Below are 26,158 nucleotides of genomic sequence, written 5' to 3'. Positions count from 1 at the left end.
GGCCATGCCCGCCGACATCGCGCCGTCGCCGATCACCGCGATCGCCTTGCCCGGCCTGCCCGCCAGCTTGTTGGCGATGGCAAAGCCCAACGCTGCCGAGATCGAGGTCGAGCTATGCGCCGCGCCGAACGGATCGTACTCGCTCTCGGAGCGCTTGGTGAAGCCCGACAGGCCGCCGCCCTGTCGCAGCGTACGAATGCGGTCGCGCCGTCCGGTCAGGATCTTGTGCGGATAGCATTGATGCCCGACATCCCAGATCAGCCGGTCGTCGGGGGTGTCGAACACATAATGGATCGCGGTGGTCAGCTCGACCACGCCCAATCCCGAGCCGAGATGGCCGCCCGTCGTCCCCACCGCCGAAATCGTCTCCGCGCGCAACTCGTCCGCCAGCTGGCGCAGCTGCTCCGGCTTGAGAGTGCGAAGATCGGCCGGCGTCGAAACAGTGTCGAGCAGCGGCGTTTCGAATGAAATGGTCATCTGGGTATCGGCTCCTGCGCCTAACTTAAACCAACAACGCCGCGAAACAATCGGTCGGCCACAGGCCATCCATTCGGGATATCGGCAAGGTGTCGACCATCGTCGGAAGAAGTCAATTCGACGCCTTGGCAGGTGCTTGTGCGGCGGGATCTGCCAGCGGATCCTGCAATTCGCGCGCGGGCGATTCGGCCGGCCTCGTGGCCGGCGCCCCGGGATCGCGCAACGGGTCGTCGAATTCCGACGGGCTTTGCAGATCAATCCGGTGATGCCGCAAATTGGCAACCTCGCCGGCGCGATGCTGAAGCCAGACCGACCGCAAGGTCGCGTACGGGTCCACGGCACCGCCGAACAAGGCGCGCAATTCGCGATCCGATTCGGCGCGCAAGTCGAGGCCGGTGATCACGCTGCTGGGAAGCTGATAGCGCCAATCGGTGAACGGGTTGCCGACCGCGAGCGGCAGGACGGCCCCACCCAACGGCCCACCCATGACGTCCCGCAAGGTGGTCGGACCAACCAGCGGGAGAAACAGATAGGGGCCAGGACCAACGCCGTAATAGGCCAGGGTATCGCCAAAACTGTTGCTGCGGTGCGGGAGCTTGAATTCCTTCGTCTTGGCGATATCGAAAAGGCCGCCGACACCCAGGGTCGAATTGATGGTGAATCGTGCCAGCGTCTCCGCCGCCTTGCCGAACTTGAACTGGAGCAAATAGTTCAGAAACACGACCGGCTCGGTCAGGTTGGTGAAGAAATTGCGCAATCCCGATCGCACCGGTTTCGGCACGACGTGTTGATAGCCCATCGCGAGCGGCCGGTAGATCGCCTTGTCGAGCGCCTGATGGAGCCCGAACATCGTCCGGTTGAACCCTTCCAGCGGATCACCGCGATTGGGATCGACCGCGGTCGCCCGAAACGGCGTCTCGCCGGCGGTCACCACGCTGGCGGTCTCGGGATCGGACAACGGATCCGCAAACTCGGGAATCGCCGCCGAAGAGCTTGCGGGCGGCGAGTCGGCGACCGGCGATGGCGGAGCAATGGGCGATACCGGCACAACGATCGGGGCCGACCCAGCGACGGGCGCCGGCGCGACGACCGGTGGTGCCGGGGGCGGCGCCGTTTGCTCTTGGGCCGGGGCGGCGATCAACGCCACCGCGGGAAGGAGAAGTGGGATCGTCAAAAATCGCCCTTCGCCGCCAGGGCATCGAGATGGGTTACCAGCGCCTTGGCACCGCCCTTGGCCAGAACGGCCGCAAAATCAGACCGTCGCGTCGCAATCTGACTGATCGAATTTCGATAAAAGACGTCGATAATCTTCCAGGCGCCGCCGCTCGCGCGCAAGCGATAGCTGATCGGGATATCGGCCTTGCCTGGCGTCGTCAGCGTCGTGCGGACCAGCTTATCGCCGCCCCGCGTCTCGATCTGCGGAGCAATCGCGAAACGCTCCCCCGACCAGCTGTCGAAATTGGTGGCATATTGGGAGATGGTCATCCGTCGAAAGGCGGCGACCAGGGCCTGTTGATCGGCTGGCGGGGTCGTGGTCCAGGCTGGGCCCACCGCGAGTCGCGTCATCAGCGGCAGGTCGAATGCGCGGTCGATGATCGGACCGATCGCCGTCGAACGACTCCTCACCGTTCCCTTCGCCTTCATGATCGCGATCAGACCATCGTCGAGCGCCTGCACCGTGGTGCGCGCGGGATCGGTCTGGGCGAACGCAGGAACGGGAATCGCAAGCGCCAGCAACACGGCGGAGGAGACAGTGATACGCATCAAAACACTCCTGATCGGCCGCCGGGCAATACCCCGCCCAGCGTGAGGGCGTCCACCCTTGTCGCACGCAAAGTCTTCGCCGCGTTGCAATATTGCGTCTTTTGCAACCGGCGGTGAACGACTATCTGTGCGCCCAGGGCCTGGCGCAAACAGGTCGCGGCATTTCGAAAGACGGAATTGCATGCAGGACAAAATGACCGATTCTTCGTCCCCTTCGATCAACGTTCTGCTGGCAAATCCACGCGGTTTCTGCGCGGGCGTGGTGCGTGCGATCGAGATCGTCGAGCGCGCGCTCGATCTCTACGGCGCGCCGGTTTATGTCCGGCATGAGATCGTTCACAATCGCCATGTCGTCGACCGGTTGCGCGGCAAGGGCGCCATCTTCGTCGACGAACTCGATGAGATCCCCCCCGACGCGCCAACCATCTTCAGCGCGCATGGCGTGCCACGATCGGTCCAGGAGGCGGCTGTCGCACGCGGCCTGCCGGTGCTCGATGCGACCTGTCCGCTGGTCACCAAGGTGCATGTCCAGGGACGCCGCTATGCCAAAGCGGGGCGAACCCTCGTGCTGATCGGCCATGCCGGCCATGCCGAGGTGATCGGGACGATGGGCCAGGTCGATGCCCCGATTCATCTCGTTTCGACCGCCGACGACGTCGCCGCGCTGCCGCTCGCGACGGATACGCCGATCGCCTATATCACCCAGACCACGCTCAGCGTCGACGATACGCGCGGCGTGATCGCGGCGCTCAACCAGCGCTTCGACGACGTTCAGGGTCCTGACGTTGCCGACATCTGCTATGCCACGCAGAACCGCCAGACCGCGGTCCGCGATCTCGCCCGGCAAAGCGACTTGCTGATCGTGGTCGGCGCCCGCAACAGTTCGAATTCGAGCCGGTTGCGCGAAATCGGCGACGAAATGGGCGTGCCGAGCTATTTGGTAGACGATGGCGACGGCGTCGACCCGACATGGTTCGACGGCGTGGCGACGGTCGGCATTACTGCCGGCGCGTCGGCGCCCGACGAGTTGATCGAGAGCGTCATCGCCACCATTGCTTCGGTTCGCCCGGTTTCTGTGAAACAGCTCGACGGCGTCACCGAAGATATCGAATTCACGCTTCCCCCTCAGTTGCGCAATCTCACCCGCGCGGCCGCCGAATAGGATTCCCCGATGACCTTACCGCTTTCCCAGATCGCGCGGATCGGCGCCTATACGCTGAAGCAGCATATCAAGGGCGGGAAATATCCGCTCGTGCTGATGCTCGAGCCGCTGTTCCGCTGCAACCTGGCCTGCCCGGGTTGCGGCAAGATCGATTATCCCGATCCGATCCTCAACCAGCGCATGTCCTACGAACAATGTATGGAAGCGATCGACGAATGCGGCGCGCCCGCCGTCTCGATCGCCGGGGGCGAGCCGCTATTGCACAAGGACATGGCGCGGATCGTCAAGGGCTATATCGCCAAGAAGAAGCTGGTGATCCTGTGCACCAACGCGCTGCTGCTCAAGAAGAAGATCGACGAATACGAACCGTCGCCGTTCTTCACTTGGTCGATCCATCTCGACGGCGACAAGCAGATGCACGACCATGCCGTCGATCTCGACGGCACGTATGAAATCGCGATCGAGGCGATCAAGCTCGCCAAGAGCAAGGGCTTCCGCGTCCAGGTCAATTGCACGGTGTTCGACGGCGCCGATGCCGAGCGGTTGGCGACGTTCTTCGATGAGATGGAATCGCTTGGCGTCGAGATCACGATCTCCCCCGGCTACGCTTATGAGCGTGCCGCCGATCAGGAGCATTTCCTCAATCGCGAGCGGACCAAGAAATTCTTCCGCGACGTGTTCGCCCGCGGCAATGGCGGCAAGGACTGGACCTTCACCAACTCGCCGCTGTTCCTCGATTTCCTCGCCGGCAACCAGACCTACGAATGCACGCCCTGGTCGATGCCGCTCCGGACGATCTTCGGCTGGCAGAAGCCGTGCTACCTGCTCGGTGAAGGATATGTCGCGACCTTCAAGGAACTGATGGAAGGCACCGACTGGGAGAAATATGGCGTCGGCAAGTATGAGAAATGCTCGAATTGCATGACGCATTGCGGGTTCGAAGGCACGGCCGCGACCGACGCCATCCGTCACCCGCTCAAGATGTTCAAGGTCGGTCGCAACGGCGTGAAGACCGACGGCCCGATGGCGCCCGACGTCGACCTGACGACGGCGCGCCCTGCCGAGGATGTCTACTCCTCGCATGTCGAGCTGGAACTGGCGAAGATCAAGGCCGCCGACCCCGAAGGCTTCAAACGGGTCCAGCGCGCGGCCTGATCCCGTTTGCCGGCCTTAGCGGACCGGCAGAGCGAGGCGGTCTATCCCGGCGCGGATGATCGCCTCGAACGCCGTCTCGAGGCCGCGAAACGCCTGATCGGCCTGGCGCCCGGTGCGAATCAGCGGCGGTAGCTGACGGGGAGCGCGCGAGAGCGAGGCGAGGACGGCCCCCAGCGCCATCCCGCCGTCCGGCCGCATCCCTACCAAAGCGGCAGGCGGCAGGTCGTCCTCAGCGCGATCCGAGATTATGCGGAGCGCAGCGAAGGGCAAGCCCTTCCTCAACGCCACCCGCGCGGCGACATGGCTTTCCATGTCGACCGCCAGCGCGCCGGTCCGCTCGCTCAGGAGGCGCTTTTCACGCGCGGTCGCCACGATCGCGTCATTCCCGACAATCCCACCACGATGAGCGTGCGGCACGGCCTCCGCCAGCCGTTCAGCCACCACCGCATCGCCGTCGATCACCACATCGCCCGGCCGCAGCGACGGCGCCAGCGCACCGGCGATGCCGCAGGACAGGATGATGCCGGGAAACATTTCTGCTTCGTCGTCGAGATCGCGATCGAGCGCCGCCGCTTGGCCGCCGCCGATAACGACGAAGACATCGCGGCCGGGACGATCGAAAATCCGCGCCTCACGCTTGAGCCCGCAGGCGATGATCAAGGTCACATGCCGACCGTGACGCGCTTGGTGTTGGAGCGCTTGAGATTGCGGTAGCGCGCCATCGCCCAGAGCGGGAAATATTTGGGATAGCCGTGATAGCGGAGATAGAAGACCCGCGGAAATCCGCCGCCGGTATAATATTCCTGACCCCATAACCCGTCGGCATCCTGGTTGTCGGCTAGCCAGGCGATCCCGCGCGCCACCGCCGGGCTGTCCACCTCGCCTGCCGCCATCAGCCCCAGCAGCGCCCAGGCGGTTTGCGACGCGGTCGACGGAGCCGGAACATGGCCGGTGCGATCGAGATCGTAGCTGTCGCAATCCTCGCCCCAGCCGCCATCGGGATTCTGGATCGTCCTCAGCCATGCGGCGGCGCGGGCGACCATTGGATCGCCTTGATCGAACCCCGCGGCGTTGAGCGCGCACAGCACCGACCAGGTGCCGTAGATGTAATTGACTCCCCAGCGGCCGAACCAGCTGCCCTCGGGTTCCTGTTCGCGGCGGAGATAGTCGATCGCCGCTGCCATACGCGGGCTGTCCGCCCCCTCGCCCAGTTGCGCGAGCATCGACACGCACCGCGCCGAGACGTCGGCGGTCGGCGGGTCGAGCAGCGCGCCGTGATCGGCGAATGGCAGGTTGTTGAGATAATCGTACGCATTGTCGGCGTCGAACGCGCCCCAACCGCCGTTCTTCGACTGCAACCCGACGGTCCATTCGACTCCGCGATCGATCGGCATTCGGTCGGCCGTCCCGGCGCGATCCATCGCCATCACGACCACGGCGGTATCGTCGAGGTCGGGATAGTGCGCGTTATTGTATTGGAATGCCCAGCCCCCCGGACGCACGCCGGGCCGTTCCTCCGCCCAATCTCCCTCGACATCGAGCACCTGGCGCGGCTTGAGCCAGTCGAGCGCGGCGTCGGCGCTGGCAATATTGGCCTCGCCCCCCGCCTCCAGCATCGCGTGCGCCGCAAGCGCGGTGTCCCACACCGGCGACACGCAGGGCTGGCAATATGCCTCATCCTCCTTGATCACGAGAAGGTTTTCGACCGATTGCCGGGCGATGGCGCGGACCGGATGGTCCTCTGCATAGCCGAGCAGGTCGAACATCATCACGCTGTTCGCCATCGCCGGATAGATCGCACCCAGCCCGTCCTCGCCGTTGAGCCGCTCGACCACCCAGGCCTCACAGGCCTGGATCGCGCGTCGCCGGAGCTTGGTGGGCCACAGACCGTCACCGGCCTTGAGCAACCGGTCGAGCGCGTTGAAGCCTTTGGTCCATAGCCATTTGGGATCGGCCGCCTTGGTCGCGGCGCGTACCGCCTCGCCCGTATAGAGTTCGTCGACCTTGATGCCCTTGGTGTTGCGCGCCACGGGTTTGAGGGCGCCCAGCACGAGCAGCGGCACCACCACGGTGCGCGCCCAATAGCTCATCTTGGACAAGTGGATCGGGAACCAGCGGGGCAGCAGGATCAACTCGGGCGGCATGGTCGGCACGGTCGACCAGGGCCCGGCATCGAACAAGGCGAGTTGAATGCGCGTGAAAACGTTCACCGCGGCCGCGCCGCCTGCCGCCAGGACCGCCGTCCGCGCGCGAACCATGTGCGGCGCCTGCGGGTCGTCGCCGATCATCTTGAGCGCGTAATAGGCCTTAACGCTGGCGCTGACATCGAACCCGCCGGCGTGGAACAATCCCCAGCCGTCATGCGTCGGCGACTGGATCCGCCGGAGATAGCGACCGATCTTCGCTTCCAGCAATTCGTCGACCGGCTCGCCGAGATAATGACGCAACAGCACATATTCGGCCGGGATGGTGCAATCCGCCTCCAGCTCGAACACCCAATGGCCATCAGGACGCTGCGCGGCGGTCAACGCCGCGGCGGCACGATCGACCGCCATATCGATCGCAGCAAGCGGATCGGCTGACTGAAGCTTGGTGGCCATGTCGGTCCGTTAGCGCGTCCGGGCGCCAATCGCCAAGCGCGCAGCGGTCTCGCCCGACCTGAGCGCACCCTCGATCGTTGCGGGAAGCCCCGTCCGCGTCCAGTCGCCGGCCAGGAACAGGTTACGCCAGCGCGTCGCGGTAGCCGGGCGCTTCGCGTCCTGCTCGGGCGTCGCGGCGAAGGTAGCGCGCTTTTCCTTGACGATCTGCCAGGCGGGCATCGGCGCGCTGAAGCGATAGGCGCTCTGGATATCCGCCCAGAAACGCCGCGCCAGTTCCTCGCGGTCAAGGTCGACGATCGCGTCTGCGGCGCTGACCGTCACCGAGATCCGGTCGGGAAAAGCGAACAGCCATTCGGCGGTGCCGCCGAGCAGCCCGAGCATCGCCGCCGCACCTTCCGGCGGCGCGATCGCGAAGTGGCCGTTGACGATCGCATGGAACGCGTCGGGCGCCGAAATCTCCGGCAGCAGCGCGGTCGCCACCCAGGGCGGCACGGCAAGGATCACGGCTTCGTCGTCGGCCACAGGTTCGAGGCCGGCGCCCCAGTCGAGCGCAGTCGCGCGATCGCCGGGCGTTTCGATCGCGCGGAGCCGCCTGCCCGGCGTGAACGGCGTGCCGCGCGCGGCAAGCCAGGCCAAAGCCGGGTCGATGAACGCCGCCGCGAGGCTCGGCTCGGCGATGCGCGGCAATGTTGCCTTGCCGCCGCGCAACAGCGATTCGCGGAGCACCGCGGCGGTCAGCCGCGCCGAGCCGGTCTCGGGCGGCGTGTTGAGCACGGCGAGCAGCACCGGCGCCATCAGCTTGTCCCAAACCGGTCCCGTCGCATCGATCCGGTCGCCAACCGCATCCGCAGCAGCGTCCCTCAACAATCCGGCAAGCTTGAGATAGTCCAGCGCCCCCGTTCCAGGCACACGCCGCCGCTTCGACAACACCCACCAGGGCAACACGCCGTCGTTCATCCGGATCGTCCAGCGGTCGCCGCCGGCGAGATTGGCAAACGCGAAATCGGCATGGTCCGGCCCGGCCAGCGGCGTCGCGGCCCCAATCGTCTCCCGGAACGCCGCGACTGACCTGTTTCCTGCCAGCACCAGATGATTGCCATTGTCGATCGTGAGGCCGAGTTGCGGGTCGTGATAGGAACGGCATCGCCCCCCAGCCTGGGCGGCGGAATCGGCGATGCGGACGGTCAGTCCCGCCTCGACCAGCCGCACGGCCGCCGACAGCCCGGCGAGACCCGCCCCCGCTATCGTCGCTCGCGCAAAGGTCACCGGGTCACCAACAGCCGCGCCACCGTCCACAGCAGCGCCGGCTTGCTCACTCTCACCCGCCGGCGTGGCGGCGCCCAGCCGACGACCTCCATACGTTTGAGCAGCTTCGAATAGACCGCTTCCATCAGGCGCGGCGCGATCAGATGCCCGGCGGGCCGTGCGGCGAGGATCGCGTCGGCGGCGCGATAATGTTCGTGCGCGCGCGCCACCAGCGGCCGCACCGCCTGGTCGATGCGCGGATCGGCGGCGACCTCTATCGGTGTCGTGAGCGCGATCCCGGCGCCGGTCAGTGCTTCCGCCGGAAGATAGACCCGGCCGATCTCGGCATCCTCATCGATATCACGCAGAATATTGGTGAGCTGAAGCGCGCGGCCGAGATGATGCGCGAGTTCGAGGCCCGGCTCGTGCGGCATGCCGAACACCCGCACCGAGAGCCGGCCGACCGCCGACGCCACCCGATCGCAATAGAGGTCGAGTTCCGCCATTGCCGGCCAACGGATGTCGTGGGTTACGTCCATCGCCATGCCGTCGATCACTGCCTCGAAATCGGCGCGGTCGAGGTCGAAGCGGCGCGCCGCCTCCGCCACCAGTATCGCCTGACCCGGATCGCCGCCGGCATAGAGCGAGTCCAAGTCGCGGCGCCAGCCGTCGAGCGCCGCCGCGCGCCCTTCCCGCTCTCCGCCCTGATCGTCGGCGATATCGTCAACCACCCGACAAAAGCCGTAAATCGCGTACATCGCCTCGCGCTCGGCCTTCGGCAGCATGCGCATGCCGGCATAGAAAGAGCTGCCCGCAGCCTGTGTCGCCGGCGCGGTGGCGATGGCGGCGGCGTCGCTCATGCGGCGCGCCTGAAGAGGACGGGAAGCGCGGCTCCAAGCGCTATCCAGCCCGCTTCGACCTTGCCGTGATGGACGCGCTCGCCAAGCGGATCGCGCTGCTCCAGCCGATCGCACAGACTGACCGCCAGCCGGTGGATCGCCGCCACTTCAGCCGCCAGCCGCCGGTCGCGGATCAGCGCGGCGAAACCGGCTGAGGAGTCGAGCAACTGCCGGGTCCGTCCGACCAGATCGGTGAGGATCGTCCGCAACGCCGGTGTAGCCCGCGCTCCGCCCAGGTCCTCGACGCGCAGCCCGGTATCGAGCGGGATATAGACCCGGTCGAGCTCGCGATAATCCTCGGCGCAATCCTGGAGATGGTTGATCACCTGCAGTGCCGCGCACAAAGCGTCGTTGGCGGGCCAAGTTTCGCGGCTTTCGCCGTGCACGTCGAGGACATAGCGCCCGACCGGCATCGCCGAGAGCCGGCAATAGCCGATCAATTCATCCCAGTCGCGGTAACGGGTGACCGTCACGTCGCGGACGAACGCGTCGAGCAGGTCATGGGCATGGACCGGGTCGATCCGCCGCGCGGCCATCACCTCGGCCAGCGCCATCGCTTCGGGCGCGCCCTGTCCGTCGAGGCCAGCGCGCATCTGCGCGAGCAACTCGAGTTTGGTCTCGGACGATGCCTGCGCATTGTCGGAAATGTCGTCCGCCGCGCGGGCGAAGCGGTAATAGGCCATGACCGGCGCACGGTGCTCGGGGCGGAGCAGGAAGCTCGCCACCGGGAAATTCTCGTCGGTGTGATGCTTGCCCGAAGCAAGGTCGGTTACGTCTGTCATCGCCCCGCCGCTGCCTGCGCCCGACCTTTCCACATGCCGCCACGACCGCGCATATGTTGCCAGGCCGATAGCAAGGTGCAGCCGGCGTAGAAAGCCGCGATCAACGGCAACGCCACACCCCAGAGCGGCGAGCGGCGATAGAAAGCGAGCATCGGCTGAAAGGCGATCGCCATCAGCGCCCAGGCGGCGATCCCGGCGAACCGTGCGAAGCCCTGGCCGAAAAGCGCGAGCAACGGCGGCGCGGCATAGACGAGTGCCAATCCCAGCAGCGTGCCGGCGAGCAGCAACGGCGAATAGCGCAACTGGGCATAAGCCGAGCGCGAGATCATCGCCGCCACCGCACCGAATCCGTCATAAGGCCGGATGCTCCGCGACCGGTCGGTAAGGCCTAGCCAGATGCGCCCCTGTCGCTTGAGCAGCGCGCCCAGCGTGCAATCGTCGATCAGCGCGTCGCGAATCGCGGCAATGCCGCCCGCTGCCTCGAGCGCTTCGCGCCGCACCAGCATGCACCCGCCCGCGGCGCCACCGATCCCGCCGGCGCGGTTGACCAGTCCGAACGGGTAGAGCAGCTGAAAGAAGAAGACGAAGGCCGGGATCAGCATCCGTTCGGCGATTCTGTCGCAGCGCAGCCGAGCCATCAGGCTGACCAATGTCAGTCCCCCCGCCTCGCCGCGCGCGACGAGCGTTCGCAACGTGTCCGGCGCATGGTCGATATCGGCGTCGCTGAGCCACAGCCAGGCGGGAGCACTCCCGGCGCGCTCGATGCCTTGCGAGACTGCCCATAATTTGCCGGTCCAGCACGGTTCGAGCGGCAGGCCGCGTACCACCTCGACCCGGTCGGATCCCAGCGCGCGAGCGATCTCGGCGGTGCCGTCGCTCGACGAATCATCCATCAGGATGATGTGGAAACGTCCGGGATAATCCTGCGCGGCGAGGCTGCCGATCGATCGCGCGATCACATCGGCCTCGTCGCGCGCCGGCACCACGGCCACCACGTCGGGCCAGTGCATGGGATCGGCCGGCGCATCGCGCGTGTCGCGCTCGCGCGCCAGCCAGAAGCCGTGCCGGGCAAAGATGAGCGCCAGCCAGATCGCCAGCGACAGCCCGGCGACGATCGTCCAGATCACCGCACCATCCCCGCATCGCGGAACCAGGCAATCGCATCGGCCAGCGCCTCGCGATGCGGCCGCGCGCGATAGCCGAGTTCGGTCTCCGCCTTGGCCGAGGTGAAGAACATGCGGTGCTTCGCCATCTTCAGCGAATCCATATTGAGGAACGGGTCACCGCCAGTGACCCGCGCGATCTGCTCGTTGACCCAGGCAAAGGGGAAAAGCGGCGCCCGCGGGATGCGAATCACCGGTGCCTTGCGGCCGACGATCGCAGCGATTTCGGCCAGCATGTCGCCCAGCATCACATCCTGCCCACCCAGGATATAGCGCGCGCCGACTTGCCCCTTGTCGAATGCGAGAAAATGCCCGGCGGCGACGTCGTCGACATGGACGAGATTGAGGCCGGAATCGACAAAGGCCGGCATCCTGCCATTCGCCGCCTCGACGATGATGCGCCCGGTGGGCGTGGGCCTGACGTCGCGCGGGCCGATCGGAGTGGAGGGCTGGACGATTACTGCCGGCAGGCCGCGGTCGGCGACCATGCCCTCGACCAGCCGCTCGGCCACGACCTTGCTTCGCTTATAGGCGCCGACCACCTGATCCGGCGCCGCCGCGCGGCTTTCGTCAGCAGGCTCGCTATCGCGCGGTATCAGCGTGGCGACGCTCGACGTATAGACGATGCGCTCGATTTGGGCCGCGAGCGCCGCCTCCATCACGATCCGCGTTGTCGTTGCGTTGTTGCGGACGATCTCCTCCGGGTCGGGCGCCCAGAGGCGATAATCGGCGGCGACGTGGAAGAGATGGCGCACCCCGGCCATCGCCCGGGCAACCGCCTCGGCATCGCGCAGATCGCCCTCGACCAGCTCACCGGGAAAGTCGGTGAGGTTGGCGCGCGGGCTCGATTCGCGGACCAGGCCGCGCACGCGCGCGCCACGCGCGGCCAGCGCGCGCGCCACGGCCGAGCCGACAAAGCCGGAAACGCCGGTGACGAGGACGAGAGGAGATGATGCGTCGGAATGACCCACGCGCGCGCTCTACACAGGACCTGCGGCGCCGGATAGAGGAACAGGCATGGTAGGCGTCCCGATCGCGATCATCACTGCACTGGCATGGACAATGCTGGGGCTGAGCCTGATCGGCTCGGCCTATATGATCGCCGCCGCGATCACGCTGCGCAACTTTTTGTCGCGGACGGCCCCGTCGGAGCGCCGCAACGATGCCGTGACGATCCTGAAGCCCCTGCACGGTGCCGAACCGCGCCTGGCCGACAATCTCGCGACGTTCCTGACGCAGGATCATGACGGCCCGATCCAGTTGCTGTGCGGCGTCCAGCACCCCGACGACCCCGCGATTGCCGCGGTCGAGACGCTTCGCGCGCGCTTTCCCCAGGCACGGATCGATCTGATCGTCGATCCGACCGCGCACGGCGCCAATGGCAAGATCGGGAATCTGATCAATCTCGAACCGCATATCGCACACAACATCACAGTGCTGAGCGACAGCGATATGGTGGTGAGACCCGATTATCTTGCGCGCCTGCTCGCGGCGCTCGATGCGCCGGGAACGGGTGCGGTGACGATCGCCTATAACGGACGCGGCGATGCCGGTTTCTGGTCGCGAATCGCGGCCGCCGGCCTCAGCTGGCAATTCCTGCCCGGGGTGGTGTTCGGCGCCGTGCGCGGGCTGGCGCGGCCATGTATGGGATCGACCATCGGGATGCGGCGCGAGACCCTGGCTGCGATCGGCGGCTTCGCGGCATTCGCCGACGTGCTGGCCGACGATTACGCGGTCGGCGAGGCGGTCGCGGCACTCGGCCTCAAGGTCGCGATGCCGGCGATGCTGGTCACGCATGCCTCCACGGAGCGCAATTTCCGGGAGCTCTGGCGGCACGAGCTGCGCTGGGGCGCGACGGTGCGGGATGTCGTTCCGGTTGCCTATGCAATGGGCGTGATCGCCATCCCCTTCCCGCTCGCGCTGCTCGCGATCCCCGTCCTTCCGCTGCCGGGCCTTGCCCTCGCCGGTCTCGCTCTGCTTGCGCGACTCTGTGCCTCCGTCGTGGCGGACCAGTGCAGCGGCGCGCGCACCGCGCCGTTATGGCTCCTGCCGCTGCGCGATTGCCTCACTTTTACGGTATTTATCGCCAGTCTGACCGTGCGATCGGTTGATTGGCGCGGCGCAACACTTAGAATGGCGGAGCGTGGCCGGATCTCGGCCGAACCGGAGTTACCTTTCCGATGATGCGTTCGCTGTTCCTTCAGGCCCCTTCGTTCGACGGTTATGACGGGGGTGCCGGAGCCCGTTATCAGATGAAGCGCGAGGTGCGCTCATTCTGGTATCCGACCTGGCTCGCCCAGCCCGCCGCACTGATCGAAGGATCGAAGCTGATCGACGCGCCGGCGCATGATCTCAACTGGGACGACATCAAGCACGAGGTCGATGACAAGGATCTCATCATCCTTCACACCTCGACGCCGTCGTTCCGCCAGGACGTCCACACCGCCGAGCTGATCCGCGCGCGCAATCCCAAGGCACTGATCGGCCTGATCGGCGCCAAAGTCGCGGTCGAGACCCAGAAATCGCTGGAGGCATCCACCGCGGTCGATTTCGTTTGCCGCAACGAATTCGACTTCACGATCCTCGATATCGCCAAGGGCATGCCGCTCAGCGACGTGCACGGCATTTCGTACCGCGATGCCGACGGCGCGATCATCCACAACAAGGATCGCGCGGTCATCGAGGACATGGACTCGCTGCCGTTCGTCTCACCGATCTACAAGCGTGATCTCCAGATCGAGAAATATTTCGGCGGCTATCTGAAGCACCCGTACGTGTCGTTCTACACCGGTCGCGGCTGCAAGAGCCGCTGCACCTTCTGCCTGTGGCCGCAAACCGTCGGCGGGCACAATTACCGCACCCGATCGATCGGCCATGTCATCGAGGAAGTGAAATACGTCCTGGAGGCAATGCCCGAGGTGAAGGAGATCTTCTTCGACGACGACACGCTGACCGACAACGCCCCGCGGATCGAGGAGCTTTCGCGTGCGCTCGGCGACCTCGGTTTCGGCAAACCGGGTTTCCGCGTCTCGTGGAGCTGCAACGCCAAGGCCAATGTGCCGAGGAAGACGCTCGAAGCGATGAAGGCCGGCGGCTGCCGGCTGCTGCTGGTCGGCTATGAGAGCGGCAACCAGCAGATCCTGCACAATATCAAGAAGGGCCTGCGCACCGACGTCGCGCGGCAATTCACCAAGGACTGCCACGAGCTCGGCATCGTGATCCACGGCACCTTCATCCTCGGTCTCCCCGGAGAAACCGAAGAGACGATCGAAGAGACGATCAACTATGCCAAGGAGATTAACCCGCACACCATCCAGGTGTCGCTCGCCGCGCCCTATCCGGGGACGTTTCTGTTCAAGCAGGCGACCGAGAATGGCTGGTTCGACGGTACCGACCATTTGCTGACCGATGGCGGCAACCAGATCGCGCAACTCAGCTATCCGCATTTGCCGTCGACGGTTATCTTCGACAAGGTCGAGGAATTCTACAAGCGCTTCTACTTCCGGCCGTCCAAGATCGGCTCGATCGTGTGGGAAATGGTCCGCGACTTCGACATGATGAAGCGCCGCCTGCGCGAGGGTGTGGAATTCTTCGACTTCCTGCGCCGCCGCAAGGAAGCCGCATAAGCGACGTGAAACGGCTGATCGTCACCGCCGACGATTTCGGCGCCTCGCCCGAGGTCAATGACGCGGTAGAACAGGCGCATCGCGACGGCATCCTGACGGCGACCTCGCTGATGGTGGCAGGCAATGCGGCGGCGGACGCCGTGGCGCGCGCGCGCGCGCTGCCGACCCTCGGTGTCGGGCTACATATCGTCCTGGTCGAGGGCCGGCCGGTATTGCCGGCCGATAATATTCCGGCGCTGGTCGATGCCACGGGCAATTTCCGCTCCGACATGGCGCGGGCCGGGGTCACCATCTTCACCTCTCCCGCCGCGCGGGCGCAACTGGCGGCGGAAATAGAGGCGCAATTCGCCGCCTTCGCCGCGACCGGGCTGACGCTCGACCATGTCAACGCGCACAAGCATTTCCATCTCCATCCGACGATCGCCGGCGCCATCCTGAGGATCGGGCAGCGCTACGGCATGCGCGCCGCCAGGGCGCCGGTCGAGCCCCGCCGGCTGCTGCGGCAGGTCGACGGGACCGACGCCGGCCCGCGCGTCGAGACGGTCTGGGCGCGCCTCGTCCGCGCACGCTTGCGCCGCGCCGGGATGCTGGTGCCCGATCAGGTGTTCGGACTTGCATGGTCGGGCGCGATGACAGCCGACAGGGTGCGCGGGATCCTGGAGCGGCTGCCCGATGGCCTCACCGAAATCTACACCCATCCCGCGACCAGCGCCTATCCGGGATCGGCGCCTGGTTATGATTATCGCGGCGAGCTGGCGGCGTTGGTCGACCCGCTTGCGAAAACCATCCTGACGCGCGATCGCGTCGCGCTCGGCCGTTTCGCCGACTTTGCCTGAAGGACCGACCGATGAACCTCGTGCCCGATTGGGGGGAGTTCGACACCGACGCGCCGTTGCCCACCGGTCCGGTGCGGCTCGGCTCTCCCGAGCATCTGATGTTGTTCAGCCGCATGATCCTGGATACGCACGATCCCTATCGGCCCGCGCTGATCGACTGGCCCGAGCTCGAGCCGGGAACGCGCGACAGGATCGTCTCGCTGCCGATCTGGGACATGGCTGTGCAGACCGAGGGCCGCACCGGCCTGTTCGTCAAAACGTTCAGCGAGACGGTGAAGGACCCTTTGCTCAAATCGGCGGTCGAGATGGATGCGTTCGAGGAGCGCCGGCACAAGGTCGTACTCGCCGACATGGTCCAGTCGTACGGCATCGAGCTGCAGCCCGAGCCGGATTACCGCAAGCCCAAGGACGCGGAATGGGCGTTCATGCGCTCGGGCTATTCCGAGTGTATCGACAGCTTCTTCGGCTTCGGCCTGTTCAAACTCGCCAAGGATACCGGCTTCTTCCCGCCCGAGCTGATCGACACGTTCGAACCGGTGATGCGCGAGGAAGGGCGGCATATCCTGTTCTTCGTCAACTGGGTCGCCTGGTGGCGCCGCAACATGCCGTGGTGGCGGCGGCCCTATTTCGAAGCCAAGGTCATCGTCGTTTGGCTCTTCCTGATCTGGGAACGGATCGATATGGCCAAAGGCATGGGGGACAATAGCAAGGCGCAGGAGAACAACTTCACGCTCAACGGCTCGAAGGAGCTGGGCGTCGAGGTCAGTTTTGGCGAGCTGGCGCGGATCTGCCTGTCGGAGAATGACCGACGGCTCGCGGGTTATGACTCACGGCTGATCCGTCCGCGCTTCGTGCCGGCGATGATCCGGCTCGTGTTGAAGTTCATCCGCGCGCCCAAGCCGGCGGGAGACACCGCCTGAAGATTTCCGCCAGCGCCGGCTTGCTGCTGGCCACCGTCGCGGGACTGATTGTCACGATCTGGACCTTCGGCGCCGCGGGCTTCGCCGATATCATGGCCGTGGCGCGCCGGATCGGTCTTGGCGGGTTCCTGTTATTCTGCGCCTGGTCGCTCGGGACATTCCTGCTGCTTGGCGCCGCGTGGCTTGCCGCCGCGCCGGGCGAGCATACCGCGCGAATTGGCCGATTCACCTGGGCGAGAATGGTGCGCGAGGCGGTGTCGGACCTGCTGCCCTTCTCGCAGCTCGGCGGGATCGTGGTCGCCGCGCGGTCGCTTTCGGTTGCCGGCATTACGACCCCGCGCGTCTATGGCTCGCTGGTGGTGGATCTGACGACCGAGATGGCCGCGCAACTCGTCTATACGTTATTCGGCCTCGCGCTGATGGCATCGCTGCTGATCGGCGATGGCGCGGCGGTATCGCTCCGCCCCGCCATTCTGGGCGGCACCGCGGTCATGGTCGTGGTCATCCTGTTCTTTTTCGTCGCGCAGCGCTCGGCGCTCGACCTCACCGGGCGCATCGGAGAGCGTTTCATACCGGGATCGCAAGTCGCGCTGAGCGACATTCGGGCCGAGCTCGCACGCATCTATACCTGGCGGAACCGCGTGGCGGCGGCGTTCGGCTTCAACCTCGCCGCCTGGGTCGCGAGCGGCGTAGGCGCCTGGCTGGCGCTTCATCTGATGGGCGTATCGATCTCGCTATGGGAGGTGCTGTCGCTCGAAAGCCTCATCTTCACGCTGCGCAGCGTCGCCTTCTTCATTCCCGGCGCGCTGGGCGTGCAGGAAGTCGCCTATGCGCTGGCCGCGCCGTTGTTCGGCCTGCCGCCGGAGAGCGCGCTCGCCTTGTCGCTTGCCAAGCGGGCGCGGGACGTAGCGATCGGCTTGCCGACCTTATTGTGTTGGCAATTTGCCGAGGCACGTCACATCGCAGCACGAAGCTGATCGGGGCTGAAGCTCGCTGCCATTTTCCGGCGATAGAGAGATCATCCTCGGGCGCTCGTCAGCCGGATCATCAGGAAAGCCATGGCGCGGCACGAGCCGATCGAACTCAATCGGTTTAGGCTATCGAGCTGCTTGTGGGTTAACGAGCCAAGAGCCGCCGTATTGATCTCTAGCCCGTCGCCCTTCATCATATCTCCATGTTAAGTTTCGGCTTCTCGACGCTGGTGGATTTCCTGAGTTGGGCAGTGGTTCTCACGCTCGGCTCGAAGCTTGTGGCGACGGTGATCCTTTTGAGCGTTGGCAAACACGTCTGGGATCAACCCGGATGGGGAGCGATCCTTTGGTGGGTTACGAAAATTACGCCCGTTATTGCGGTCCCATGCGTAATCTGGCTTGCCTGGCTGCAAGGATTGACGAACCAACTATGGCTATTCGTAGGGATGATGTTGTTCGTTGTAGTCGCCGTGCCACTGAAAATTCGGCAGCGCCGAAACCGTATGGCTAATCGAATAGCTGCTAATCCGTCAGCCTGATCTCTAACCTGCCGGACTGTTTTCCACCACGCTCGGTCATTCACGATCACGACCGACGGCGCCCAATTTATCAGTTCACAGCCTAAAGAGAAGCGGTTCACTTGATCGCGAAATGCAGGCGCAATCCCAAGACCAATGCGTCGGCGGCGGCACCCCAGCTCGGATGGCGGACATATTGAACGTCGGGCTGCACCTGCAGCCACTTGGTCAGTCGATGCGTCGCGGTGAATTCGATCGCGGTCTCGGCGCGCCGTCTTGGCGTGAGCGCGGTCGCGAAGGCGCGCAGCGCCGGGTCGCCCAGCCGGGCATGCGCGACCGCAATGCCGTACGACCGATCGTCGGTCCCCCAGGCAAGTCCTCCGCCGACATATAGTCCGATGTCATTGACCTCGGCTGCCGCACGTCCCGCGCGAATCCATCCCCGCAGCGCTCCGGTCTTCTCATCCCCGGCAAGGGTTTGCTCATACTGCACATAGGCGCCCGCGCTCCGCCCGCGGCCATTGCCATCGAGCCGCGCGAAGCGATCGGTATAATACCAGGCGCCGAGTTGCAGTTCGCCACCGCCACCGATCTTCACCTCGCCCTCCGTCGCCAGCAGCGCTCCGCCGCGACCGAACGGGCCGGGAAGCGTGCGGTGCGGGTGGTTCGGGTCTCCCGGCACCGCGTCGAACATGGCGGTGCGCACAGTCCAGCGCGGCCGTTCGATCGCGACGAGCACGCCGGGCGACGTCACCGGAAAGATCGACGGGCCGTTCAGCCCGGATTGAGAATAATCGGGCGCGATGCCGAACGAGCTGTTGAGGAACAGCGCCCCGACCGACTGCACGTCGAATTCGCTGTTGAGGTCGATCAGCCCGGCTTTGACACTAACGCCACCGCCCAGCGGCGCTTCGACCCAGGCTTCGAACGGACGGATCGCATAAGGCGCATCGATATTGCTGACGACCTGGGCATCGCCGGCGTCCCGCGCCGAAAATCCGCCGCCATGAAGAAGGAAGATGTCGGCATGGGCACGCGCGCCTGCCACCCCGAACAGATCGGTGCCGCTATCGAGATCAAGGTCCAGCCGCCCCATCCAGCGCACGCCGCGCCGTTCGCCGCCAGCCGCCACGCCCATGATGTCGGTCGTATAGCGCAAATCGGCCGACGGCGTGTCGTCAGCCCTCGCCACCGACGGTGCGGCAAGTGCGACCGCGCCGCAGGCTAGACGTAAGAACCATTGCACGAGATGGCACCGATCGTTTCTGCCGGTCCGTCCGACTCGCCGCGCCTACCCACATGCGTTGCCGAGATCAATGCATTATCGAATGTTATAATACATCTTATCCTCACGCCAGTGCGATGGTGCCGCCGGAGCTTGCGCAGGCTAAAGCACTTTTCCGCCCCTCATCACTTCGTGATCGGAAGAGATGCGACCAGCCGATCGTTACGCCTCTGGCGTATGGAGCAAAATCCGTTCATTCTGCGTTCCAAGAGGGCGGGGTAGGATGGAGCGTTGCTTCCTCCCGGTGAACGGAGATTTGAAAATGACGTCTTCCTTTGGTCGCGTTGCCCTGATGGGCGCAGTCGCCGCGACATCGTTGATGCTCGCGGGCTGCATGACCGAAACCACCTACCGACCGGCGACCGGCGCCGGCTTCTCGCGCGAAGGTTATAGCGACCGCCAGATCGAGGCGAACCGCTTCCAGGTTACCTTCTCGGGCAATACCATGACCTCGCGAGATACCGTCGAGCGCTATTTGCTGTTCCGCGCCGCGGAACTGACTGAGCAGCAGGGCTATGACTATTTCGTCATGGCCGATCGCGATACGGACAAGAAGACGCGCACCTATGTCAACGATTTCGGCGGCCCCTATGGCGGCGGCCTATGGGGTCCGCGCTGGCGCTATTATGGCCGCGGCTTCGGCTGGCGGAGCTGGGATCCGTTCTGGGGCGATCCCTTCTTCGACCGCAACATCGACGTGAATACGGTCGAGAAATACGAGGCCACCGCCGAGATCGTGATGGGCAAGGGTCCCAAACCCGCGGGCAATGTCCGCGCGTTCGATGCCAAGTCCGTGATCGCCAATATCGGGCCGACGATCGTCATGCCGAAATAGGCCAGGCGATTGGACTGAAACGAAAAGGCCGGGGAGCGATCCCCGGCCTTTTTCTTTACTCTTACCCTCTCCCGTCTGCGGGAGAGGGAGGGCCCCGGCGCGAAGCGGCGGGAGGGTGAGGGTCTTCTTTCTTCTTCTCTCGGTACACGCTTGGAAGAAGAAAGAAGACCCTCACCCAACCCTCTCCCGCAAGCGGGAGAGGGCTTTAGCTCGCCACTACGCGATCTGACCGTGGCAATGCTTGTACTTGAGCCCCGAGCCGCACGGGCACGGCGCGTTGCGGCTGACCTTGCCTTCCCAATCTTTCGGGTCCTCGCCCAAATCGGGCTGCTCCGGCCGAACGATCGATAAGGGCGGCAGACCCAGATCGCCCAGTGCACGCGACCCGCCGTCGATATCGGCGCTATCGTCATCGCCCGAGAACGGGTCGAAATGCTGGGTGATGAAATCGGGCAGTTCGGGAAGCTCGGGCGGCGGCTGGAAGCGGAATTCCGCGGTCGCCAGCACCTTGGTCACGTCCTCGCGGATCGATCCCAGCATGCGCTCGAACAATGCAAACGCTTCCTGCTTATATTCGTTGATCGGCGTCTTCTGGGCATAAGCGCGCAAGTGAATGACCTGGCGTAGCGCGTCGAGCGTGGCGAGATGCTCTTTCCAGTGATGATCGAGATTCTGGATCAGGATCGACTTTTCGATCGTCGTCCAGGTCTCGGGCTCGATCTCGGCCGCCTTGGCGTCGACCAAAGCCGACGCCGCCTCGTTCAGCCGCTCCTCGACCATCTCGACATCGACCGCTTCTTCCTTGAGCCAATCGTCGATCGGCGGCTCGATCCCCAGCATTTCGGAGACCTTGGCCTTCATGCCCTCGACGTCCCATTGCTCCGGATAGGAATTGGGTGGACAATGATCGCTGACGATCGTGTTGATCGTCTCGGTCCGCATGTCGACCACCACGTCGCCGACGGTTTCGGCGTCCATGATGTCATTGCGCTGCTCGTAAATGACCTTGCGCTGGTCGTTCATGACGTCGTCATATTCGACGACCTGCTTGCGGATGTCGTAGTTGCGCGCCTCGACCTTCTTCTGCGCGGTCTCGATCGCCTTCGACATCCAGCGCGATGGCGGCAATGCCTCGCCGTCCTCCAGGCTCGAGCGCATCATCTTGGCGAACAAGGTGTTCGGCCCGAAGATGCGCAACAGATCGTCGTCGAGGCTGAGGTAGAAGCGCGACAGACCGGGGTCGCCCTGACGGCCCGACCGGCCGCGCAGCTGGTTGTCGATGCGCCGGCTTTCGTGCCGCTCGGTGCCGAGCACGAACAGGCCACCCGCCGCCAGCACTTCCTGCTTCTCGACCGCGATCTCCTGGCGAATGCGCTCGATCGCGGCATCGCGCTCGGGCCCCTCGGGCATGTCGCTCAATTCGTCCTCGACCCGGAAATCGAGATTGCCGCCCAACTGGATGTCGGTGCCGCGGCCGGCCATGTTGGTGGCGATGGTGACGGCGCTTTTGCGGCCGGCCTGCGCGACGATATGCGCTTCCATCTCGTGATAGCGCGCGTTCAAGACCTTGTGTTCGACGCCCTCCTCATGGAGGAATTCGGACAGCATTTCGGACTTCTCGATCGACACCGTGCCGACCAGCACCGGTTGGCCCAGTTCGGCCTGGACCTTGATCGCCTTGGCGATGCCGCGGAACTTGTCCTCGATATCCTTGTAGAACGTGTCTTCCTCATCGATGCGCCGCACCGGCACGTTGGTGGGGATCGACACGACGTTCATCTTGTAGATGTCGTAGAATTCGGCCGCCTCGGTAGCCGCGGTACCGGTCATGCCCGCCAGCTTGGGATACATGCGGAAATAGTTCTGGAAAGTGATCGAGGCCATCGTCTGGTTCTCGGGCTCGATCTCGACGCCTTCCTTGGCCTCGACCGCCTGGTGCAGGCCGTCCGACCAGCGCCGGCCGTCCATCATGCGACCGGTGAACTCATCGATGATGATGACCTTGCCATCCTTGACGATGTAGTCGATGTCGCGCTTGAACATCATGTTCGCGCGCAGCGACTGGTTCAGGTGGTGGACCACCTGAGTATTCTCGAAATCGTAGAGATTGGTGCCTTCGAGCAGTCCGGCGGTCTCGAGCATCCGCTCGACCGTCTCGGTCCCCTCCTCGGTCAGGATGATCGACTTCTGCTTCTCGTCCTTCTCGTAGAGGTCGGGCGAGAGCTGCTTCACCACCGCGTCGACGCTCTTGTAGAGTTCGGACTTGTCGTCGGTCGGGCCAGAAATGATCAGCGGCGTGCGCGCCTCGTCGATCAGCACCGAATCGACTTCGTCGACGATCGCCATCGCGAATGGGCGCTGGACCATCTGATCGCGCTCATACTTCATATTGTCGCGCAGATAATCAAAGCCGAATTCGTTGTTGGTGCCGTAGGTGATATCGGCCGCGTAGGCTTCCTTGCGCTGATGATCGGTCAGGTTCGGGATGATCACCCCGACCGTCAGGCCCAGGAAGGTGTACACCTGACCCATCCATTCGGCGTCGCGCTTGGCCAGATAGTCGTTGACCGTGATGACATGCACGCCGGTCCCCGGCAGCGCATTGAGATACACCGCCAGCGTCGCGACCAGCGTCTTGCCCTCGCCCGTCCGCATCTCGGCAATTTCGCCGCGATGGAGGACGATGCCGCCGATCATCTGCACGTCGTAATGGCGCTGGCCGAGCACGCGCTTGGCCGCCTCGCGGACCGTAGCGAACGCCTCTGGCAAGAGATCGTCGAGCTTCTCGCCATTGGCCAGACGCTCACGGAACAGCACGGTCTGGTTGGCGAGCGTCGCGTCGTCCATCGCCTGGAGCGTAGGTTCGAAGCTCGCGATCGTGTTGACGATGCCGCCGAGCGACTTGACGTACCGGTCGTTGGACGACCCGAAAATGGATTTGGCGAGTCCGCCGAGCATGATGATTTCCTGTTATATGAATGCGCGCCGGCCTCACGAGGCCGCGCTGATCGGGTAGAAAAAGGAAGTGGCGGCGCGGGCGCTATTCGCGCCGGCGGCTCGCAAAGACGGGAATCGCGTCCGAGAGGGCGAAAACCGGCAGCGCCGACATCACCGCATGCACGGGCCCGGCGATCGTCTGGATCGGCCGCGCCGCGACCTGGCGCCGCACCTCGGCCGTCGCTTTGACCGCTGTCGCCACCACCGCGCTGCTGAGTGTGGTCGGTACCTGCGCCGCGCGCGCGCCACCTGTGCCGCTCAAGGCGGACAACAAGGCGGACAGGAGCAGGATCAGGTTCAAGCGAGCACTACTTCGAGGTTGTGATGCGCGAACGACATAGGGTCGCGTCTGGCAAAGGTCTATCAAATACTCGTTACTTGCCGGCTCCGCGCTTTCGGAAAAGCCTTAGCGTTTCTTGGCAGGCGTCGGCATGGCCTTGGTCGGCGCGAGCGTGTTTTTCGCGGGAGTCGCTGCGGGCGGCAACGGTGCGCCACTGGGCTCTGGCGGAGGTGGCGGGTTCTCCAGCTTCCACATCATCGACGAGCTCCACTTGCTCGGCGTCGGCTTGTTCTTCTTGTTGCGTGGCACTTCGAACCGGCCATTGGCAGTCATGAAGTTGCACGTCGTCTCATCGAGCAACGGTGATTCGGAGCTCTTGGTGACCTTGCAATCGGACACGCGCCCAGTTTCGTCGATCGACAAGGTGAAGCTGACGCGCCCCTGCTCTCCCGTGGCGCGCGCGGCCGGCGGATAACCGTCCTGGGGAATCCAGCTGCCAGGATTGCCGATCGGTTTCGCGGTCGGGATCGGCTCATCGTCATCCTGCGCCTGGGCGACGCCCGGAAACGCAAAGGCGGCCAATGCCAGAACGACGGCAATACGCATCTTCTTCTCCCCAATCGGTGTCACGCTAGCCCAACCCGACCCGACTTGTCACCGCCGCCTTTGCCTGTTTCGCGCGTGGCACTATGAGGGCCACCATGACCGATCGTTCCCCCCTCGCCCCCGCCGCCTTTCCAGATCTCCCGGGCATTGCCGGTATCACTCGTCGCGTCGCGAAAGCGCAGTACAAGACCTGGGATCGTTGCGACCTGACCTATGTCGAGCTGGCGCCCGGCACGGCCGTCGCGGGCGTGCTGACGAAGAGTCGCTGCGCCTCGCCCGAGGTCGATTGGTGCCGCGCCGCATTGGTCCTGGGCCGCGCTCGCGCGCTCGTCGTCAATGCCGGCAATTCGAACGCCTTTACCGGCGATCGCGGACGCCACGCGGTCGAAGGACTTGTCGCCAGTGTCGCGCGCCATCTGGACTGCCAGCCGTCGGACGTGTTCGTCGCCTCGACCGGCGTGATTGGGGTGCCGTTGCCGCTCGACAAGGCGGAAGCCGGGCTCGCCGCCGCCTTCACCGCCGAGCCGTGCGGCTGGGAAGACGCGGCCGCGACGATCATGACCACGGATACCTTCGCCAAGGCGGCGGTGACGCGCGCGGTGGTCGACGGCAAGCCGGTCAGCCTGGTCGGGATCATCAAGGGATCGGGCATGATCGCGCCCGATATGGCGACGATGCTGGGCTTCATCTTCACCGACGCCGCGGTCGATCCTGCCTGGCTGCAGGCGGCGCTCGCGCGCGCCAATACGCGCAGTTTCTCGTGCATCACGGTCGATAGCGACACATCGACCAGCGATACCGTCCTCGCCTTCGCGACCGGCGCTGCCGGCAATGTCGCCATCGCGCATGACGACGATCCCGGCGCCGATGCCTTCGCCGCGGCGCTCAACGATCTTTGCCTCCAACTCGCGCACCTCGTCGTCCGTGACGGCGAAGGCGCCACCAAGTTCATCGCGGTGGAAGTGACAGGCGCCGAAAGCGACGCGAGCGCGCATCGCATCGGGATGAGCATCGCCAACTCGCCTTTGGTCAAGACGGCGATCGCCGGGGAAGACGCCAATTGGGGCCGTGTCGTGATGGCGGTAGGCAAGGCCGGCGAGCCCGCCGAGCGCGACCGCGTGGCGATCCGCTTCGGCGAGACCCAGGTCGCGCTGAACGGGCTCGCGGTCGACGGCTATGACGAAGCTCCGGTTGCCGCGCATCTCAAGGGCAAGGAGATCGACATCGGGGTCGATCTCGGCCTCGGTGACGGGCGAGCCACGGTGTGGACCTGCGATCTCACGCACGGCTACATCTCGATCAACGCCGATTACAGGAGCTGACGACCGTGCTGACGATCTGGGGCCGGCTCAACTCGCATAATGTCAAGAAAGTCGCCTGGTTCGCCGAGGAACTGGGACTGTCCTTCGTCCGCCACGATGTCGGCGGGCAATTCGGCATGAGCGACGCCTATCTGGCGATGAACCCCAATGCGTTGATCCCGACGATCGACGATGACGGCTTCATCCTATGGGAATCGAACGCGATCCTGCGCTATCTCGCGGCGCGCCATGGCGGCGTGCGCTGGTGGCCCGACGAACCGCAATTGCGCGCGCTCGGCGATCGCTGGATGGAGTGGCAGAATGGCTATGCGCACGCGCAACTCGACGCATTCGTCAACCTCGTTCGCGTCGCGCCCGACAAACGCGACATGGCCGCGGTCGCGCGATCGGCACAGCGTTGCGGTGAGCGGATGGCGATCCTCGACCGCTATCTCGCGCAGACGCCGTGGCTTTCAGGTGAGGATTTCGGCGTCGGCGACGTACCCATGGGCGTCTATGTCCACACTTGGTTCACGCTCGATATCGAGCGGCCCGATCTGCCCAATGTCGCCGATTGGTACCGTCGCCTGCAGTCGCGGCCGGGTTATGCCAGCCAGGTCATGATCCCGCTGACGTAAGTTCCCTCTCCCGCACGCGGGAGAGGGAGGGGCCCGCCGCGAAGCGGTGGGAGGGTGAGGGTCTTCTTACTTCTTCAAGGCGAGTTGCGCGTCAAAAA

The 26,158-nt window shown here is 64.9% G+C and carries 26 protein-coding genes; 11 read left to right on the top strand and 15 right to left on the bottom strand.

What is annotated here, in order from left to right:
• The 3 genes from SMA01S_RS21340 to SMA01S_RS21330 form a co-directional block, all read right to left on the bottom strand.
• On the bottom strand, nucleotides 1-477 hold a 477-nt coding region (locus SMA01S_RS21340; protein WP_281179207.1), incomplete at its 3' end, for a 1-deoxy-D-xylulose-5-phosphate synthase N-terminal domain-containing protein.
• Nucleotides 478-589: 112 nt separating this feature from the next.
• Nucleotides 590-1,651, bottom strand: a complete 1,062-nt coding sequence (locus tag SMA01S_RS21335) for an MlaA family lipoprotein (protein ID WP_245649371.1) — start codon at nucleotides 1,649-1,651, stop codon at nucleotides 590-592.
• Nucleotides 1,648-2,241, bottom strand: coding sequence for an ABC transporter substrate-binding protein (locus SMA01S_RS21330; RefSeq protein ID WP_066827112.1), 594 nt, complete (start codon nucleotides 2,239-2,241; stop codon nucleotides 1,648-1,650). Before SMA01S_RS21330 ends, SMA01S_RS21335 begins: the two co-directional genes overlap by 4 nt.
• A gap of 193 nt (nucleotides 2,242-2,434) precedes the next feature.
• Here SMA01S_RS21330 and ispH point away from each other — a divergent pair, with 193 nt between their 5' ends.
• Together ispH and hpnH are read left to right on the top strand one after the other, a co-directional pair.
• Nucleotides 2,435-3,403 carry a 4-hydroxy-3-methylbut-2-enyl diphosphate reductase gene (gene ispH, locus SMA01S_RS21325; protein WP_157094077.1) on the top strand — a complete coding sequence of 323 codons (969 nt, stop codon included), beginning with the start codon at nucleotides 2,435-2,437 and terminating at the stop codon, nucleotides 3,401-3,403.
• 9 nt (nucleotides 3,404-3,412) lie between these two features.
• A complete protein-coding gene (hpnH, locus tag SMA01S_RS21320; RefSeq protein WP_066827102.1) occupies nucleotides 3,413-4,558 on the top strand; it encodes an adenosyl-hopene transferase HpnH in 1,146 nt (381 codons plus the stop codon).
• A gap of 15 nt (nucleotides 4,559-4,573) precedes the next feature.
• On the opposite strand, the gene SMA01S_RS21315 is transcribed toward hpnH, so the two are convergent.
• The 7 genes from SMA01S_RS21315 to hpnA are packed head-to-tail and all read right to left on the bottom strand — an operon-like array spanning nucleotide 4,574 to nucleotide 12,218.
• Nucleotides 4,574-5,224, bottom strand: a complete 651-nt coding sequence (locus SMA01S_RS21315) for a phosphorylase family protein (RefSeq protein WP_066827101.1) — start codon at nucleotides 5,222-5,224, stop codon at nucleotides 4,574-4,576.
• Complete coding sequence (shc, locus tag SMA01S_RS21310; protein WP_066827100.1) at nucleotides 5,221-7,158, bottom strand: squalene--hopene cyclase; 1,938 nt, start codon at nucleotides 7,156-7,158, stop codon at nucleotides 5,221-5,223. Before shc ends, SMA01S_RS21315 begins: the two co-directional genes overlap by 4 nt.
• Nucleotides 7,159-7,167: 9 nt before the next feature.
• On the bottom strand, nucleotides 7,168-8,424 hold the full coding sequence (gene hpnE, locus SMA01S_RS21305) for a hydroxysqualene dehydroxylase HpnE (RefSeq protein ID WP_066827099.1): 1,257 nt from the start codon (nucleotides 8,422-8,424) through the stop codon (nucleotides 7,168-7,170).
• Nucleotides 8,421-9,263, bottom strand: coding sequence for a presqualene diphosphate synthase HpnD (gene hpnD / locus SMA01S_RS21300; protein WP_066827098.1), 843 nt, complete (start codon nucleotides 9,261-9,263; stop codon nucleotides 8,421-8,423). The genes hpnE and hpnD overlap by 4 nt, the downstream gene beginning before the upstream one ends.
• Nucleotides 9,260-10,084, bottom strand: coding sequence for a squalene synthase HpnC (gene hpnC, locus SMA01S_RS21295; RefSeq protein WP_066827119.1), 825 nt, complete (start codon nucleotides 10,082-10,084; stop codon nucleotides 9,260-9,262). Before hpnC ends, hpnD begins: the two co-directional genes overlap by 4 nt.
• A complete protein-coding gene (locus tag SMA01S_RS21290; protein ID WP_066827096.1) occupies nucleotides 10,081-11,211 on the bottom strand; it encodes a glycosyltransferase in 1,131 nt (376 codons plus the stop codon). The genes hpnC and SMA01S_RS21290 overlap by 4 nt, the downstream gene beginning before the upstream one ends.
• Nucleotides 11,208-12,218, bottom strand: a complete 1,011-nt coding sequence (hpnA, locus tag SMA01S_RS21285; protein ID WP_066827094.1) for a hopanoid-associated sugar epimerase — start codon at nucleotides 12,216-12,218, stop codon at nucleotides 11,208-11,210. Before hpnA ends, SMA01S_RS21290 begins: the two co-directional genes overlap by 4 nt.
• Before the next feature lie 46 nt (nucleotides 12,219-12,264).
• On the opposite strand from hpnA, the gene hpnI reads away from it, so the two are divergent.
• Genes hpnI through SMA01S_RS21260 form a run of 5 tightly spaced genes read left to right on the top strand, consistent with a single transcriptional unit; the run spans nucleotide 12,265 to nucleotide 17,606 of the window.
• Entirely contained in the window at nucleotides 12,265-13,431 is a 1,167-nt protein-coding gene (gene hpnI, locus SMA01S_RS21280; protein ID WP_066827092.1) for a bacteriohopanetetrol glucosamine biosynthesis glycosyltransferase HpnI, read from the top strand.
• Nucleotides 13,428-14,873 (top strand): hopanoid biosynthesis associated radical SAM protein HpnJ, encoded by a 1,446-nt coding sequence (gene hpnJ, locus SMA01S_RS21275; protein ID WP_084250493.1) that lies wholly within the window; start codon nucleotides 13,428-13,430, stop codon nucleotides 14,871-14,873. Before hpnI ends, hpnJ begins: the two co-directional genes overlap by 4 nt.
• 5 nt (nucleotides 14,874-14,878) lie before the next feature.
• The gene (gene hpnK, locus SMA01S_RS21270) at nucleotides 14,879-15,709 is read left to right on the top strand and encodes a hopanoid biosynthesis-associated protein HpnK (RefSeq protein WP_066827090.1); all 831 of its coding nucleotides are present in this window, start codon (nucleotides 14,879-14,881) and stop codon (nucleotides 15,707-15,709) included.
• An 11-nt stretch (nucleotides 15,710-15,720) separates the two neighbouring features.
• A complete protein-coding gene (locus SMA01S_RS21265; RefSeq protein WP_066827088.1) occupies nucleotides 15,721-16,629 on the top strand; it encodes an aminomethyltransferase in 909 nt (302 codons plus the stop codon).
• Nucleotides 16,630-16,649: 20 nt separating this feature from the next.
• Nucleotides 16,650-17,606, top strand: a complete 957-nt coding sequence (locus SMA01S_RS21260) for a lysylphosphatidylglycerol synthase domain-containing protein (RefSeq protein WP_245649369.1) — start codon at nucleotides 16,650-16,652, stop codon at nucleotides 17,604-17,606.
• A gap of 41 nt (nucleotides 17,607-17,647) precedes the next feature.
• Here SMA01S_RS21260 and SMA01S_RS24710 read toward each other — a convergent pair whose 3' ends face one another.
• Nucleotides 17,648-17,797: a hypothetical protein gene (locus tag SMA01S_RS24710; RefSeq protein ID WP_157094076.1), complete on the bottom strand. Its 150-nt coding sequence runs from the start codon at nucleotides 17,795-17,797 to the stop codon at nucleotides 17,648-17,650.
• Between the two features lie 6 nt (nucleotides 17,798-17,803).
• Between SMA01S_RS24710 and SMA01S_RS21255 the strand changes: the two genes are divergently transcribed.
• Nucleotides 17,804-18,139, top strand: a complete 336-nt coding sequence (locus SMA01S_RS21255) for a hypothetical protein (RefSeq protein ID WP_066827086.1) — start codon at nucleotides 17,804-17,806, stop codon at nucleotides 18,137-18,139.
• Between the two features lie 97 nt (nucleotides 18,140-18,236).
• On the opposite strand, the gene SMA01S_RS21250 is transcribed toward SMA01S_RS21255, so the two are convergent.
• Complete coding sequence (locus tag SMA01S_RS21250) at nucleotides 18,237-19,364, bottom strand: carbohydrate porin (RefSeq protein ID WP_157094075.1); 1,128 nt, start codon at nucleotides 19,362-19,364, stop codon at nucleotides 18,237-18,239.
• A 301-nt stretch (nucleotides 19,365-19,665) separates the two neighbouring features.
• Here SMA01S_RS21250 and SMA01S_RS21245 point away from each other — a divergent pair, with 301 nt between their 5' ends.
• Nucleotides 19,666-20,238 (top strand): CC0125/CC1285 family lipoprotein, encoded by a 573-nt coding sequence (locus SMA01S_RS21245; protein ID WP_157094074.1) that lies wholly within the window; start codon nucleotides 19,666-19,668, stop codon nucleotides 20,236-20,238.
• 216 nt (nucleotides 20,239-20,454) lie between these two features.
• Here the strand turns inward: SMA01S_RS21245 and secA are convergent, their stop codons facing one another.
• The 3 genes from secA to SMA01S_RS21230 all read right to left on the bottom strand — a co-directional run bounded on the left by secA (nucleotide 20,455) and on the right by SMA01S_RS21230 (nucleotide 24,121).
• Nucleotides 20,455-23,196 carry a preprotein translocase subunit SecA gene (secA, locus tag SMA01S_RS21240; protein WP_066827081.1) on the bottom strand — a complete coding sequence of 914 codons (2,742 nt, stop codon included), beginning with the start codon at nucleotides 23,194-23,196 and terminating at the stop codon, nucleotides 20,455-20,457.
• Between the two features lie 82 nt (nucleotides 23,197-23,278).
• Complete coding sequence (locus SMA01S_RS21235; protein ID WP_066827080.1) at nucleotides 23,279-23,536, bottom strand: hypothetical protein; 258 nt, start codon at nucleotides 23,534-23,536, stop codon at nucleotides 23,279-23,281.
• A gap of 105 nt (nucleotides 23,537-23,641) precedes the next feature.
• Entirely contained in the window at nucleotides 23,642-24,121 is a 480-nt protein-coding gene (locus SMA01S_RS21230; RefSeq protein WP_066827078.1) for an energy transducer TonB, read from the bottom strand.
• A 95-nt stretch (nucleotides 24,122-24,216) separates the two neighbouring features.
• On the opposite strand from SMA01S_RS21230, the gene argJ reads away from it, so the two are divergent.
• Both argJ and SMA01S_RS21220 read left to right on the top strand, forming a co-directional pair.
• The gene (argJ, locus tag SMA01S_RS21225; RefSeq protein ID WP_066827075.1) at nucleotides 24,217-25,443 is read left to right on the top strand and encodes a bifunctional glutamate N-acetyltransferase/amino-acid acetyltransferase ArgJ; all 1,227 of its coding nucleotides are present in this window, start codon (nucleotides 24,217-24,219) and stop codon (nucleotides 25,441-25,443) included.
• 5 nt (nucleotides 25,444-25,448) lie between these two features.
• Nucleotides 25,449-26,060 carry a glutathione S-transferase family protein gene (locus tag SMA01S_RS21220; protein WP_066827074.1) on the top strand — a complete coding sequence of 204 codons (612 nt, stop codon included), beginning with the start codon at nucleotides 25,449-25,451 and terminating at the stop codon, nucleotides 26,058-26,060.
• Nucleotides 26,061-26,158: the final 98 nt, after the last annotated feature.

Origin of the sequence: Sphingomonas mali NBRC 15500, from assembly GCF_001598415.1 — a bacterium.
In the GTDB taxonomy this organism is placed as follows: domain Bacteria; phylum Pseudomonadota; class Alphaproteobacteria; order Sphingomonadales; family Sphingomonadaceae; genus Sphingomonas; species Sphingomonas mali.
Note: the sequence above shows the minus strand (reverse complement) of the source record. Positions and strands in the feature narration are given on the sequence as shown.